This window comes from Celeribacter sp. PS-C1 (genome assembly GCF_019429625.1).
Taxonomy (GTDB): domain Bacteria; phylum Pseudomonadota; class Alphaproteobacteria; order Rhodobacterales; family Rhodobacteraceae; genus Celeribacter.
Map to the genome: position 1 here is coordinate 239,356 of NZ_JAHXRW010000004.1, position 14,117 is coordinate 253,472.

The window sequence follows — 14,117 nt, forward strand, 5'->3', positions numbered from 1 at the left end:
CATTTCTTTTCTGTTATTTAACCTCGGATGACGGCTTCTGCCGCCGCGACCGCCGCTCCAATATCAAGCGGCTTGCCGAGCAGTTCCCCCATCGCGCCACCAAGTGCAGTCAAAGCAAGAACCGTGTAGAGCGGAAATGCCGTCGGCCCCATATGTCCAACGCGCACCAGCTTGTTGAATGTTTCCGCCCGCCCCGAAGAGATCACCACGCCATATCGTGCCTTCATCAGGTTTCGCAGGACGGTTTCGTCGATGCCCTCGGGCAATTTGATCGTGGTGCAGGTCGGAGAGGCGATGTCTTCTCTTGCGACCCAAAGCTCGAGCCCCATGGCTTTCACGCCCGCGCGCATGGCTTTCGCCGTCTTGGCATGACGCGCCCACACATTTTCCGGCCCCTCTTCCAAGTAGCGATCAATTCCTGCTTCGAGGCCGTAAATTTCTGAGACGGAGGGGGTAAAGGGGAAGCCCTCGGATGCTTTCCATGCGTCTTTCCAATCCAGAATGGAGAGAATTGAGGCCCGAGGGGCGACAGGATTGGCCTCCATTTTGGCCCATGCCCGCTCGGACACTGTCAGAATTGAGAGAGCTGGCGGGCAACCGAGACATTTATTGGGGCCCGTGACCAAAAGATCGATATGACAGGCCTCAACATCCACCTCGACACCGGCCCAGGCCGAAACGCTGTCGACCACATAGAGCGCCCCATGTTTGCGGACCACCTCGCCGATGTCTTTGATCGGGTTAATCGTCCCTGAGGGCGTATCGTGGTGACAGACCGCAACCAAATTGATTTCCGGGTGGTTGGCTAGGAATTCATCAACCACAACCGGATCAACCACATCGTTATAGACGACGCGGATCTCGTGGAATTGACCCGCGCGAGGCTTGAGCCATTCCCCATATCCGGCCCCGTAGACACCCGACGCCAGATTGAGCACGGCATCATCGGGCGCGACCAGAGAATAGGCCGCCGCTTCGAGGCCCAGCACAGGTTCCCCCTGCAGAACAATTGGGATGTCAGAGGTCCCGAGTGCCGTGGAAAGTTTGCGCATGACCTTTTCGTAATAGGCCATAAATGACGGATCATAGTCATAAAATACTGGCTTTCCGAGCGCGGAGAGAACTTCTGGATAGCAGTTGACCGGTCCGGTCGTAAGGGTGAAGAGCGCGGGGGCGTCCGCCGCCGCCATCATATCTTTCATCGTGGTCATTCCTGTTTCCTGACGCCTATGGCTGTGCCGGATCGCACGGAGTCGGCGTGAACCTCCTTCATGCAACCACAGCTCCGCGACCACACGCAACCAAAGTTTCACCATTTTCCAGTTTTTGGTTGCATGATGCCGCTATTTCACTCAAATTCAGGGAAACACGTTTAAAGGTTTATTGGAGGGTAAGGGCAGAATGAACGACAAGGCGACATCAGATCAGAGTGTAAAGCGCACAGACCGGGAGGAAGATCTGGTCGAACACCTTCGTGGTCTTCTCAAGGCCTCGGAAGACCTGCCCCCCGAGCGCATCCTTGCAGAGACGCTCAAAGTGTCCCGTCACAGCCTGCGCAAGGCGCTCAAGGTGCTGCGCGACAATGGTGAATTAACGCCCGCGAAAAGCGGTCGCCGCGCCCATTCCGAGACCAGCAGCCCAGCCCCCAGCAGTGCGAAACTGGTGCAATCCACCAATCCGCTGGAAGTCATGGAAATGCGCCTGATGATCGAACCCGCACTGGCGCGATTGGCTGCGCTGCGCGCCTCTCCCGACGAAATCGCTCATATTTTGCAAACCGCGCATTCCCCCGCCGACCTGAGCCCGGCTCAGGCGGACCAGGACTTCCACCGCGCGGTTGCGGCAGGGTCACGCAACAGCCTCGCGTCCGAACTTCATATCCTTTTGCACAGGGTCCAAAACGATGCCCGCCTGCGATTTACGGATGCGGACAGCGATGAACACACGACGGTTGAGCGCGTGAAAGCGCGCGACCTCGAACATCAAAGAATTGCGGCGGCGATTGCCTCCCGCGACCCGCTGACGGCGGAACGTGCCATGTTCGATCACCTCGAGCGCACACAGAGAAAACTTATGGGATTGGGAATGAGGCCGGGCGATGCCGCATAACACTGACGAACTGACGAGCGACCTTCTTATTTTGGGAGGTGGCTCGGCAGGCTGCATTCTGGCCAACCGCCTCAGCGCCGATCCGAAAGTCAAAGTGACCCTGCTTGAAGCGGGCGGATGGGCGAAAGATCCCGACATCGCGAAACCGGATATGTGGCCTTTTATTCAAGGCCGCGCGTTCGACTGGGATTTCGAAACCACACCACAAGCTGGCACAGCCGACCGGGTCCATCGTTGGGCGCGCGGCCGAGTCCTCGGCGGATCGAGCAACCTCCATGCTATGTTCCATGTGCGCGGCCACCGCGAGGATTTCGCCCGCTGGGCTGAGGTGTCGGGGGACGACCGCTGGAGCTACGACGGTCTTTTGCCGGCATTCAAGGCCACCGAGAACTGGAACATTCCCGAAGATGCTCTTCATGCCAGCGACGGTCCGATGCCGATTATGCTACCGGACGAAACGCAGAGCCATCCTCTGGTGAAGGACTATATCAAGGGATGGGTCGCGCTTGGCATGCCGCGCCTGCGCGATCACTGCGGCGAGCACCTGATCGGCACCGCCCCCAACGCGCTGATGATCCGCGACGGCAAACGCGTCACGACAGCAGATGCATGGCTGACACCGGAGGTCCTCGCGCGTCCGAATCTGACGATCATCGAGAATGCCCCCGTGCAGCGATTGATCCTCGACGGCACCAAGGTTATCGCCGTCGAAGTCGCCTCAACCAATGGCCCGATCCGTTACGAGGCCGATGAGATCATCCTGAGCCTCGGAGCGATCGGAAGCCCGACCACCTTGATGCGCTCCGGCATTGGTGATCCCGCGCGCCTTGCCGCAGCGGGCGTGGACTGTGTGATCGAACGGCCGGAGATCGGCAAGAACCTGCACGACCATTTGTTGGCCGCAGGCAATATCTACCGTGCGAAACGCGAGATTGTGCCCTCGAAACTGCAAATCTCGGAGTCCTTGAGCTATCAGGCCGAAGACCCCACCCGGACCGAAGGCCGCCCTGACATCGTAGTCGGCTGCGTCGCGGCCCCCAGTGCTTCGGAAATGTTCGACAACGCACCCGCTCCCGGCGAAGGTTTCACGCTGCTCTTTGGCGTCACCAATCCGACCAGCCGGGGCGAGTTGACGATCACCGGACCGAACCTCTCCGATCCTGTAAAGATCGACCCGAATTACCTCGCCACGGAACACGACCGACATATGTTCCGCGTCGCGCTCAAACGGGCACGCAGCATCGGCCAGAGCGACGCGCTTGCGCCGTGGATCGCGGAGGAGATTCAGCCCAGCCCCGAGGATTTGGTCGACGATGATGCCATGGATGCCTTCATCGCGAAGGCCGCGATCACACATCACCACCCGGTCGCGACCTGCCGGATGGGCGCGGATGACGATGCCATCGTCGATGCGGATCTGAAAATGCGCGGGCTCGACAATCTCTGGATCGTTGACTCATCCATCATTCCGGAAATCACCGCAGGCCCCATCCATGCCGCCGTGATGGCCATCGCCGAGAGCTTTGCCGCGTCACGAATGGGGAACGCGCCGCGTGCAGCATTGGGTTAAACTCTTTGCCACCAAACTGCGCTCATAAGTGCGGTTTGGTGGCAGGAGAAACACGTGACGGCCCTCACGCCGGCACGAAATCCAGCCCGATGTCCAGCACTGGCGCACTATGGGTGATCCAACCCAGAGAGATCAAATCCACGCCAGAAGCCGCCACCGAAGCCGCCGTCTTCGGCGTGATCCCGCCCGAGGCTTCGGTGATCGCGCGCCCGTCAACCATGGCCACCGCCTCGCGCAACATCTCCGAAGACATGTTATCCAGCAACACGGCGTCCGCCCCGATCTCAAGCACCTGGGCCAACTGATCCAGCGTGTCCACCTCGATCTCGATCTTCACCAGATGCCCCGCCACAGCCCGCACGCCTTCAAGCGCCGGACGGATACCACCGGCCAGCGCGATATGGTTGTCCTTGATCAGAACCGCGTCGGCGAGAGAGTAGCGGTGGTTCATCCCACCGCCCGCGCGCACCGCATATTTCTCCAAGGCCCGCAGCCCCGGCGTGGTCTTGCGGGTGCAGGTGATCGCCGCTTTCGTGCCCGCGACCGCCCGCACCAGCTCCGCCGTGACAGAAGCGATGCCGGACAGATGCCCCATGAAATTAAGCGCCGTGCGTTCGGCAGTCAGCAAGCTGCGGGACGGACCTTCGAAGGTGGCGACATGAGTGCCGGGCGACACCATCTCGCCATCTTCGACAAGGCGGGTGAACTTGATCTTGGGATCGACGAGGTGACAGGCAATCTCGGCACAATCAAGGCCGGCAATGACGCCTTCCGTGCGGGACACGGCAGTCACAACCGAGCGATGCCCGGCGGGGATTGCACCCATAGACGTGATGTCCCCGGCAAGGCCGAGATCCTCTTCAAGCGCACGGCGCACAACGGGTTCGATCATCAGGTGAGGCAGAGGAGAAAGGGTCACGTCATATACTCCGAAACGAGGTGGGGCTTGGCCGGAACCAGATCAGCGGTCGCAGCCAGAATGTCATCAAGGGTCATCCGGTGGCGGATGGCATTGCTCAGAAGGTTCGGGAAATCGCGCCGCGCATGTCCGCCCCGCGTTTCAAGACGCAGCGCGGCAAATCCCGCAATGGCGAGCGCAACGAGGGCGGGATCAGACGCCGGGCCGTCGCCCAAGGCGAGCGGACGCAAACGGCGGATCGCCTCTTCAAGCCCCGCCTTGTCACGGATCAGCCCGAGATGACGCGAGACGATGGGTCGAACGGCGTCCACATCGGAGCGTGGCAATGGTCGAGGAAGAGTTGTGCGAATAGACACTTTTGTTGAGTGTACCGGAGTTTCGTCCAAGGCCTTCGCCGCACGGCGCGCCATGACCACCGCCTCCAAGAGAGAGTTGCTGGCGAGCCGGTTGGCGCCGTGCAACCCCGTCGCGGCGCATTCTCCAACCGCCCAGAGGCCCGCAAGACTTGTGCGCCCAAAGGCGTCCGTGGCCACGCCACCCATGTGGTAATGCGCTGCCGGGCGGACCGGGATCGGGTCTCGCGCGGGATCAATCCCCGCCTCACGGCACAGTCGGTCGATGGTGGGAAAGGCTGTGGCAAATCGCGGACCGAGCACGCGGGACGCATCGAGATAAACACGTTGCCCATGCTCGATCTGGGCATGGATCGCACGGGCCACCACGTCACGCGGGGCCAACTCCGCCCCTTCGGTGTCCAGCATAAACCGCTCTCCTGCCCCATTGAGCAGCCACGCCCCCTCACCCCGGACCGCTTCGCTGACGAGGGGCAGCGGCGTGCGCGGGACATCGAGCGCGGTGGGATGGAACTGCACAAATTCCATATCGGCGAGAAGCGCGCCTGCGCGGGCGGCCATCATGACGCCCTGCCCGACATTGCCGGAGGGGTTTGTCGTGGCATCGAAGAGACCGCCAAGACCGCCGGTCGCCAGCACCACCTGCGTCGTAGGCAGAATGCCCGCATCTGTTTCCGTCTGAAGCAAAAGCCCGGTGACACGACCTTCCTCGGTGAGCACGCGGCGCGCCTCCACCCCGGTCAACAGCGTGATCGAAGGCGTCCGGCGCACGGCTTCGGCCAAGGCCAATGTGATCGCGGCACCCGATCCGTCGCCACCTGCGTGAAGGATGCGGCGTCGACCGTGGGCCGCCTCGAGACCGAGGGAAAAGGTCCCATCGGGCTTGCGGTCGAACCGCACACCATAGTGTTCGAGAGTCGCGATTGCATCGCGCGCGTCTGAGAGAATCCCACGCGCCACGTCCTGATCGCAAAGCCCCGCTCCGGCCGCGAGCGTATCGGCAAGATGCAGGTCGGGATCGTCATCGGGCCCAAGGCTTGCGGCAATGCCACCCTGCGCCCAAAGACTTGAGCTTTCGCGGCCAAGTTCGGCGCGGGTGACCAGCACCACGGGCCGAGGCGCCAGTTCGAGCGCGGTGATCAGACCGGCAATGCCGCTCCCGACAACGGCGATCTGACCCGCCAGAGGATCAAGGGACTGCATCACACTGCGAGCATACGTTCGACGGCGCGGCGCGCATCATCGGCGATGGCCGGGTCGATAGTCACTTCATGCAGTCCGGTCTCAAGCGTCTCGCGGATGTTGCGCAGGCTGATCCGTTTCATATGCGGACAGAGGTTACAGGGCCGCACGAACTCCACATCCGGGTGGTTCACCGCCACATTGTCGCTCATCGAGCACTCGGTCAAAAGCAGCACGCGCGCTGGCTTCTCATCCCCGACATAATTCGACATCACTGCCGTCGAGCCAGAAAAATCCGCTTCTGCAACGACTTCGGGCGGGCATTCGGGATGCGCGAGGATCGTCACGCCGGGATAGGCCTCGCGCATGCTGCGCACATCTTGCGGGGTGAACAGTTCATGGACTTCGCAGTGGCCTTTCCACGCGATCAGTTCGACATCCGTGTCCCGCGCAACGTTTTGCGCCAGATATTCGTCAGGCAGCATCAAGACCTTCGGCACACCGAGGGATTCGACGACCTGCTTGGCGTTGCCGGAGGTGCAGCAAATATCGGAGGCGGCTTTGACTGCGGCGGAGGTGTTCACATATGTCACCACCGGCACATCCGGATGCGCAGCCCGCAAAAGCGCGATGTCTTCCGGCGTGATCGAATCCGCCAGCGAGCATCCAGCGCGCATGTCCGGGATCAGAACGGTCTTTTCCGGGTTCAGCAGCTTGGCCGTTTCCGCCATGAAATGCACGCCTGCCAGCACGATGACATCGGCCTCGACGTCCACGGCTTTACGAGCAAGCGCCAGACTGTCGCCCACGATGTCCGCCACCCCGTGAAAGATTTCGGGGGTCTGGTAATTATGCGCGAGGATGACCGCGTTTTTCTCTTTTTTCAGTTCGAGAATGGCCGCGATGTCATCCTCAAACAGCATCCAGTCCGGGTGCGGAATGATCTTGGAAACGCGGTCGTAAAGCTCAGGCAAGCGCATGGTCGTCATAGGGTCCTCCTTGTACTCGATTTGAGTACATCCGAGGCATGACTTATTCTCCATCTGAGTTTATGTCAAGACCATGACAGTCAGTGCCGTGAATATGGAAGGCGCGCGCCCGAAAGGCTGCTCGCTTCGACGACGGCGGGCCGGTAGCGGAACAGCTTGGCAGGCCGCCCGCCCGTCTCACTCGACATCTCGCCGGTTTCCTCGATCAGGTTCTGCTGATCGACCTGCCGACGGAAGTTCGATTTATGCAGTCTCACCCCCGCCAAGGCCTCGGTCATCCGCTGAAGATCCAAGAGCGTAAAGCTATCGGGCATCAACTCGAAGACCACCGGATAGTATTTGATCTTGGCCCTGAGCCGCGTGATCCCGGTGGCCAGAATACGCCGATGATCGCTCGCCATTTGACGGCCAAACCCCGCCTCCTTCTCAAGCTCGGCCTCATAGATCAGCTCATAGCGCTGCAAGACCAGATCTTCGTTCCAGAGCTGACCATTGAGCCCGAAAAGAAAGTCGACCCTCTGCCTACGGACCTCGTGATCGCCAGCCCAGTCCAAAAGCCGCTCAGAGAGACCCGTCAACAGATCAGGACGGCCGTCCCGGTGGTCTTCCCAAGGGAAATATTCATACCAGCTGCGCCACTCCGGGCGCCCTGCCCCAAGCGTCACCTGTTCGCGCACAAGACCCAGATAGCCAATCGAAATATGTCGCGTTTGCGCGGCACCGGTCCCAGCATCAAGCGCCCTGTCACGATCCGCAAAGGTATAGAGTTGCTCCAGATATCCGACGGGGTGCCCGGTCTGGCTTTCCACCCAGGCGCGCAGACCACTTTGCAGCGTGCGATGGCTGGTCTCAAATGGCCCGGACGGCAAGGCCTCACCGGCATCAATCGTCATGACACGCGGTTCATTATCCGTCACGGCGACGAGAACAGCGATCAGTTCGGCGTATGCGAGGCTCTCGGACACGAATATTTTCCTACGTCAATGAATGTCTTGTGTCTTTGCGGGACTGTCGGACTTTCATTTACCGCGTCATGTCTGGTTCCGATAGCTCTAAGACGCGGAAATTGACCTTTTAGTCTATTCTTGCGGCGCACCTGCTTCGGTTCTCGGTAAAAGGGAGTTGCTAGAGAAGTTACTCTTCCCCAAGGTTTGGCGGGGGGGGTCCTCTCTGCCGCGCAGGGTCCGCCGCAAGCGGTGACAGCGGCATCACAGTTTCGTCTGATGCTTGATCTTTAAATGAAGCAATTATGAGTTGGACAGTTTGGAAATGGAAGCGTGTCCGACGGAGAATTGCTTCAAACTTCGCATGTAGCGAAAAAGAAGCATCTGAGCACCGGACCACATCTGTTCCAACAAGATTGAACGGTTTTATTGCTCACATCTACACGCAGCTTGTGCATAAGATCCTCGACATTTCGAAGCGAAAGCCGGAACAGCACTTAGAGCAAAAGGCTAGGCGAATGATCTCGGGGCGCGTTTGGTTATGGCAGAAGGCAAAGAAACTGGCTGACCTGCTCAATCGAATGCCTCTATCTCCGCCGCCCTTGCCACTACCTCTGAGGAAATCCCAAAGATTTCAGAGCGCCATGCAATTCCTGGTACTTGCGCGGGTTTTTGATTGGAAAGGCCTTGAAGAAAGCGTCGATCGTCGCATCGCTTCTGCGCGCCCGGGTCTCACTGGCCCAGTAAAGGGCTTTCTCCTCATGTCCCGCTACCTGATGGATCGCCGCGGCAAAGGCGCTGATCAGATAGTGTGCGCCGGGTGTGCGGGCGCCCTGCTCGGCCCAATAGGCGCCCTCTTCCATATTATCTTGATGAAAATGCGCGATCCCCTTTGCGCTGAGCATCGCATACCGGAACGGATCAAGCGGGCTCAGCGTGACCGACCGTTTGAGATTGCCCAGCGCCTGCCCTCCATCTCCGGCCATGATGTCCGCCCACACATGAGCATAGAACCCCTGTGCAAAGCTGGGGCTCAGGCTGACCGACCGCTCGAGCCAGGACTGTCCCGCCAAAGGATCTCCGCGTAGCCAGTTGGCGCGACCAAAGGTGAAATTGGCGAAAGGATCCAGAGGATCAAGTTCAAGGCTGCGCTCCGCGTGCCTCTGGGCATCCTCGATGGATTTTGGCCGATCATTGCTATAGCGCAGGAAAGCGTCCTGAAAGCTAACGAAAGACCGGGCCGCGTGGGCGCGGGCGAAATGCGGGTCAAGCTCGGTCGCGCGCCGAAAATAATCGGCGGCAGTGGCATTGTCTGCTTTGTTAAAACGGTAAGCGTGCTGCAGGCCCAGATGATAAAGAGACCAAGCGTCCAAGTCCGAAGGTGAGCGGAGATGCGCCAACTGGGCCTCGTGCTGGGGCACATGCAGCTCCAAGGCCGAGACAACAAGCGCTACGATCCTCTCCCGAATTTCATGAACATCGTCGATTTTACCCGACAGCCGATCCCCCCAGACCACTTGAGCGGTCTCGGCATCCACAAGCTCCACCGCGATGCCTAAGGAGCGGCCGAGCAGTTCCACTTCGCCCGACAGGACATAGGTGACACCAAGCGCAGCACGGATCGTGTCGATATCTTGTGCAGGCGGTCGAAAACGGAAACTCGACCCACGCGCGATGACCGAGAGCCAGCGCAGGCGGGAGAGCGTCGAAATCAGTTCACCGGGGATCGCATCTGCGATGGTGCCAAAGGCTTCGGATATACCGATCAGATCGAAGGGCAGCACCGCAAGCGTCGGTTTGCGATCAACAGGCCCAGCCGTCTCTGACGGCCCCTCCACCTCGTGTTCCTCGACGCTGACCAACGTCGTGCGAGTCGTCGGGATAACCCGCACCTCCGTCCCAAATCGAAATCCTCGCCCGTGCACGGTTCGAATGTAGCGCTGCTGTTTGCCATCGTCGCCAAGCGCACGGCGCAGGGATTTGATGACGGTTGAGACGGCGGCATCCGAAATGAAACGCCCTTCCCAGACCTTTTCGATAAGCTCATCCCTTGCGACCAGCCGCTCGGCGTTCTGCACAAGATGACCGAGGACCGCGTAAGCCATGGGTTCCATCGACACGGCTTCTTCGCCGTGGCGCAACTCGCCACGGTCGAGATCCAATACGAAGTCATCGAAAGCGTAGTGCACCTCGTCACCACCAGCCAAACCCCAAGTATCCTCATAAAATACCCACGCCATCCTCAAGACGACAAGAGAATTCTCCAGCTATTGCTAGGTCATCGGAACACACACCGAGATCACAACAAGGGAGAAAGACCTCAAAACCCGACGAACGACGCTCAGCGCACCGTGCAGAATCACGGGCCAATTCGCGAGGTTCGGCACCAGCACAAAGTGGCGGGATCGCCGTCACAACTTACCCAACCCAACCAAACACCCATCAAAAAAATCCATCAGGAAGGACATCCAATGCAAACCACCACCACAGTTTCAAACGGCGTCGACACCGAAGCCCTCATCGGCGCACGCGGCGCATTCGAACAAATGCCCGAAGCGGCCGCCTTCAAATTCCGCAGCACCTGCGAGTGGAACGAAGGCACCAACAACGTTAACCTGATCAACGGCTACTTTGGCCTCGGTGAGAACCACGAGCGCAAACAGACTTTCCGCATCGAAAGTGATCACCCCGCGGTTTTCGCCGCCGCCGACCGTGCTCCGACCCCGCCGGAAATCGTGCTCGCAGCCCTTGCCAGCTGCCTCACCGGCGGTGTTGCCGCCGTCGCCCAACATCGCGGCATCCAATTGCACAAGATGCGTGCTATGGTGGAAGGCGACATCGACGTGCGCGGCATCCTTGGTATGGACGGCGATATCCGCAATGGCTTCTCGGACATTCGCGTGACCTTTGAGATCGACGCCGACGCAACCGAAGACGAAATCCGTGCGCTGGTCGCCCAGTCGCAAAAGCGCTCCGCCGTGTTCGATATCCTCACCAACCCGACGAACGTCAATGTGACGGTCGCCTGATCCGCCCGGTCCGACAGGAGGCAATCCAATGAAACATATCGGAACTCTCATCATCGGCGCCGGTCAGGCCGGTCTCGCGATGAGCCGCTGCTTGTCGGACCGTGGCATCCGTCACGTCATTCTGGAACGTGGCAAGGTAGCAAATTCGTGGAGCCACGAACGCTGGGACAGCCTGCGGCTCCTCACCCCCAACTGGCAAAGTCGGCTGCCCGGCTTTGCCTATGACGGCCCCGACCCGGACGGTTTCATGTCCATGCCCGAGGTCGTTCGTTATCTCGAAACCTATGCCGAGGCGAGCAAGGCGCCTGTCGAAGAGCACACCAAAGTTCGTGCTGTCTCACCCTCCGGCAGCGGCTATCTCGTGGAAACCGACCGTGGCACCTGGCGTTGCGAAACACTTATCCTCGCCACGGGCGCCTGCAACATAGCCTCTGTTCCTGCGCTCTCAGGCGATATTTCCAAGGAAATCGACCAGATCACCTCGCTCGCGTATCGCAACCCCGGCCAATTGGCAGACGGCGGTGTTCTCGTTGTCGGCGCCTCTGCGACTGGCGTCCAGCTTGCCGCTGAGATCCGTGCGGCGGGTCATGATGTGATCCTCTCCACCGGAGAGCACATCCGGATGCCGCGGCATTACCGCGGTCGTGACATTCAATGGTGGATGGAGGCCGGAGGCATTCACGCGACCCCAATCGACGAGGTCGACGATGTCAATCGCGCCCGGAGCGTCCCGTCGCTGCAACTGATCGGCTCTCACGACCGTCAGTTCTGTGACCTCGCCTCCCTGTCCGACGCTGGCGTCGAGATCGTCGGTCGGCTCGGCGGCGTTCGCGATGGTATGGCGCTTTTCTCCGGCGCGCTTGCCAATCACTGTGCCCTGTCTGATCTGAAGATGAACCGCCTGCTCGACGCGCTCGACCTGTGGGCGGAGGACAACGCGGTGCCAAACATCGGCGCCATCGAACGCTTTGCGAGCACACCAGTCCCAAGCCCCTCGCGTCTGATGATGCCGCTGTCGGACGGACGGATCAAAACGATCCTCTGGGCGACAGGCTTTCGGCCCGACTACAGCTGGCTCAACCTGCCGGTCTTTGATCGTAAGGGCGCGCTCATGCACGACCGAGGCATTGTCGCACCGGGCCTCTATATTCTCGGCCTCCCGTTCATGCGCCGCCGCAATTCCGCGCTGATCGACGGTGTCGGTCACGATGCCGCAACGCTTGCCGATCACATTCTCATTCAACGCGGTCGCTCGGCGGCCTGATAGGAGACTTCCATGACGACTCTCTCAAAGATCAAATCCCAAGAGCCCCCGAAGCGGGATCAGGTGATCCGCGATGCACAGAACGCTGTTATCGACAGGATGTCTCAGGACCTTGAGGCCGCTTGCAGCACATTGGTGACCACCGGACGGATCGAAGAAGGTCTCGCCTGTCATGTCACCCAGGGCAAATTCGAAGCCATGCTCGACTTGGGGCGCGGGATGGGCGGTGATGCCGCTGGACCCAGCCCCGGCTTCTTTGCCCGCGCCGCCGTCGTCGGCTGCGTCGGAATGGGCGTCAAAATGCTGGCCGCCCGCGAAGGGTTCGTCTTCCGTTCGCTCGAGGTCACCATCGAATGCGACTTCGATGATGCTGCGCTCATGGGACTAAGCCCGCGCACCGCGGCGCCGCTCATGTCGCGCATTCGGATCGAAATCGACACCGGCGATGATCCTGCCGCCGTTGATGACCTGGTCGAACGCGCCCTCGCGATGGACCCCTGGTTCCTCGCGCTTCGCGACGCCCAAGTCGTCCAACATGAAGTTCACCTCACCGCTCCCGCGTCGGAACAGGTTTCGGCCACGTGACGCTTTCCAAACGCACAAAGGATACCAAGACCATGCATAGCACCACAATTTCCCGCGAGATCGCCCAGCCGAAAGCTTCTATCCTCGATACCATCGGCGACACCCCGATCATCCGCATCAACCGGCTTGGCCCCGATCACGTCGATCTTTTCGTTAAGGTCGAAGCCTTTAATCCCGGAGGGTCAATCAAGGATCGTTTTGCTCTTGCCGCCATTGAGGCCGCAGAGGCGAGCGGAGAGTTGAAACCCGGCCAGACGATCGTCGAGGCGACCTCGGGCAATACCGGGATCGGCCTTGCTCTGGTCTGCGCGGCCAAGGGCTACCCGCTCGTCGTCACAATGGCGGAAAGCTTTAGCGTCGAACGGCGCAAGCTGATGCGGTTTCTCGGCGCCAAAGTGGTGCTGACCCCTGCGGCTCAGAAAGGCACCGGCATGCTGGCAAAGGCCGAAGAACTGGCGCGTGAACATGGCTGGTTCCTTGCCCGTCAATTCGAAAACGAAGCCAATGCGGACATGCATTCCCGTACCACGGCGCGCGAAATTGTCGACGCTTTCGGCGGCACAGGCCCCGATATCTGGGTGAGCGGGTTTGGCACCGGCGGGACCTTGAAGGGCGTGAGCCGCGTGCTCCGCGCCGAATGTCCGCACACAAGGATCATAGTGGCCGAACCTGACAATGTCCCGATGCTTCAAAGCGGGATCGCGCAGGTTCGTGACGCAGAGGGGCGCCCCGCAAGCCATCCGTCGTTTCGCCCGCATCTCATGCAGGGCTGGTCGCCGGATTTCATTGCGAAGCTTGCCGAAGATGCCGTCATGGCGGGGGCCGTCGACCAGTATCAACCTGTTTCAGGCAACGCCGCCTTGCAGGCTGCCCGTGATCTGGCCGCGAAAGAAGGGATCTTCTGCGGCATTAGCTCCGGTGCAACTTTTGCCGCCGCCTTGCAGGTCGCTGAAACCGCGCCTGCCGGGTCCAAGATCCTCGCAATGCTTCCCGACACCGGCGAACGCTATATGACCACCGTCCTCTTTGATGAGGTTGGCGAAGACATGAGCGAGGAGGAACTTGAGATTTCGCGCTCCACGCCGGGTGCTCGCTTTGATGTCGCCGCCCCCGCTCCTGCACCCGCCGCAGCAGCGCCCGCTCCGTCGTGCAAACCAGAAGCGGCCGCGATGG

General features: G+C 60.4%; 11 protein-coding genes and 1 pseudogene. 6 read left to right on the forward strand and 6 right to left on the reverse strand.

The window, feature by feature from the left end:
- Positions 1 to 17 precede the first annotated feature (17 nt).
- Positions 18 to 1,211: a pyridoxamine--pyruvate transaminase gene (ppaT, locus tag J5Y17_RS07950; RefSeq protein ID WP_219784703.1), complete on the reverse strand. Its 1,194-nt coding sequence runs from the start codon at positions 1,209 to 1,211 to the stop codon at positions 18 to 20.
- 190 nt (positions 1,212 to 1,401) lie between these two features.
- Here ppaT and J5Y17_RS07955 point away from each other — a divergent pair, with 190 nt between their 5' ends.
- Positions 1,402 to 2,109, forward strand: a complete 708-nt coding sequence (locus J5Y17_RS07955; protein WP_219784704.1) for a FadR/GntR family transcriptional regulator — start codon at positions 1,402 to 1,404, stop codon at positions 2,107 to 2,109.
- Entirely contained in the window at positions 2,099 to 3,679 is a 1,581-nt protein-coding gene (locus J5Y17_RS07960; RefSeq protein ID WP_219784705.1) for a GMC family oxidoreductase, read from the forward strand. Before J5Y17_RS07955 ends, J5Y17_RS07960 begins: the two co-directional genes overlap by 11 nt.
- Before the next feature lie 64 nt (positions 3,680 to 3,743).
- On the opposite strand, the gene nadC is transcribed toward J5Y17_RS07960, so the two are convergent.
- The 5 genes from nadC to J5Y17_RS07985 all read right to left on the reverse strand — a co-directional run bounded on the left by nadC (position 3,744) and on the right by J5Y17_RS07985 (position 10,273).
- Positions 3,744 to 4,598, reverse strand: coding sequence for a carboxylating nicotinate-nucleotide diphosphorylase (nadC, locus tag J5Y17_RS07965; protein ID WP_370628894.1), 855 nt, complete (start codon positions 4,596 to 4,598; stop codon positions 3,744 to 3,746).
- On the reverse strand, positions 4,595 to 6,154 hold the full coding sequence (locus tag J5Y17_RS07970; protein ID WP_219784706.1) for an L-aspartate oxidase: 1,560 nt from the start codon (positions 6,152 to 6,154) through the stop codon (positions 4,595 to 4,597). Before J5Y17_RS07970 ends, nadC begins: the two co-directional genes overlap by 4 nt.
- On the reverse strand, positions 6,154 to 7,122 hold the full coding sequence (nadA, locus tag J5Y17_RS07975; RefSeq protein ID WP_255571961.1) for a quinolinate synthase NadA: 969 nt from the start codon (positions 7,120 to 7,122) through the stop codon (positions 6,154 to 6,156). Before nadA ends, J5Y17_RS07970 begins: the two co-directional genes overlap by 1 nt.
- Positions 7,123 to 7,202: 80 nt before the next feature.
- Positions 7,203 to 8,087, reverse strand: a complete 885-nt coding sequence (locus tag J5Y17_RS07980) for a hypothetical protein (RefSeq protein WP_370628895.1) — start codon at positions 8,085 to 8,087, stop codon at positions 7,203 to 7,205.
- 587 nt (positions 8,088 to 8,674) lie between these two features.
- Positions 8,675 to 10,273: a winged helix-turn-helix domain-containing protein gene (locus J5Y17_RS07985; RefSeq protein WP_219784708.1), complete on the reverse strand. Its 1,599-nt coding sequence runs from the start codon at positions 10,271 to 10,273 to the stop codon at positions 8,675 to 8,677.
- A gap of 264 nt (positions 10,274 to 10,537) precedes the next feature.
- Between J5Y17_RS07985 and J5Y17_RS07990 the strand changes: the two genes are divergently transcribed.
- The 4 genes and pseudogenes from J5Y17_RS07990 to J5Y17_RS08005 form a co-directional block, all read left to right on the forward strand.
- A complete protein-coding gene (locus tag J5Y17_RS07990) occupies positions 10,538 to 11,095 on the forward strand; it encodes an OsmC family protein (protein ID WP_219784709.1) in 558 nt (185 codons plus the stop codon).
- 28 nt (positions 11,096 to 11,123) lie between these two features.
- On the forward strand, positions 11,124 to 12,359 hold the full coding sequence (locus J5Y17_RS07995; RefSeq protein ID WP_219784710.1) for an NAD(P)-binding domain-containing protein: 1,236 nt from the start codon (positions 11,124 to 11,126) through the stop codon (positions 12,357 to 12,359).
- A gap of 12 nt (positions 12,360 to 12,371) precedes the next feature.
- Positions 12,372 to 12,944, forward strand: a complete 573-nt coding sequence (locus J5Y17_RS08000) for an OsmC family protein (protein ID WP_219784711.1) — start codon at positions 12,372 to 12,374, stop codon at positions 12,942 to 12,944.
- Between the two features lie 32 nt (positions 12,945 to 12,976).
- Positions 12,977 to 14,029: pseudogene (locus J5Y17_RS08005) on the forward strand (PLP-dependent cysteine synthase family protein); the annotation flags it as partial.
- Between the last annotated feature and the right edge of the window lie 88 nt (positions 14,030 to 14,117).

Coding starts and splice junctions, on each gene's coding strand:
- ppaT (WP_219784703.1), bottom strand. CDS start 1,211: ATGACCACGATGAAAGATATGATGGCGGCGGCGGACGCCCCCGCGCTC.
- J5Y17_RS07955 (WP_219784704.1), top strand. CDS start 1,402: ATGAACGACAAGGCGACATCAGATCAGAGTGTAAAGCGCACAGACCGG.
- J5Y17_RS07960 (WP_219784705.1), top strand. CDS start 2,099: ATGCCGCATAACACTGACGAACTGACGAGCGACCTTCTTATTTTGGGA.
- J5Y17_RS07970 (WP_219784706.1), bottom strand. CDS start 6,154: ATGCAGTCCCTTGATCCTCTGGCGGGTCAGATCGCCGTTGTCGGGAGC.
- nadA (WP_255571961.1), bottom strand. CDS start 7,122: ATGACGACCATGCGCTTGCCTGAGCTTTACGACCGCGTTTCCAAGATC.
- J5Y17_RS07990 (WP_219784709.1), top strand. CDS start 10,538: ATGCAAACCACCACCACAGTTTCAAACGGCGTCGACACCGAAGCCCTC.
- J5Y17_RS07995 (WP_219784710.1), top strand. CDS start 11,124: ATGAAACATATCGGAACTCTCATCATCGGCGCCGGTCAGGCCGGTCTC.
- J5Y17_RS08000 (WP_219784711.1), top strand. CDS start 12,372: ATGACGACTCTCTCAAAGATCAAATCCCAAGAGCCCCCGAAGCGGGAT.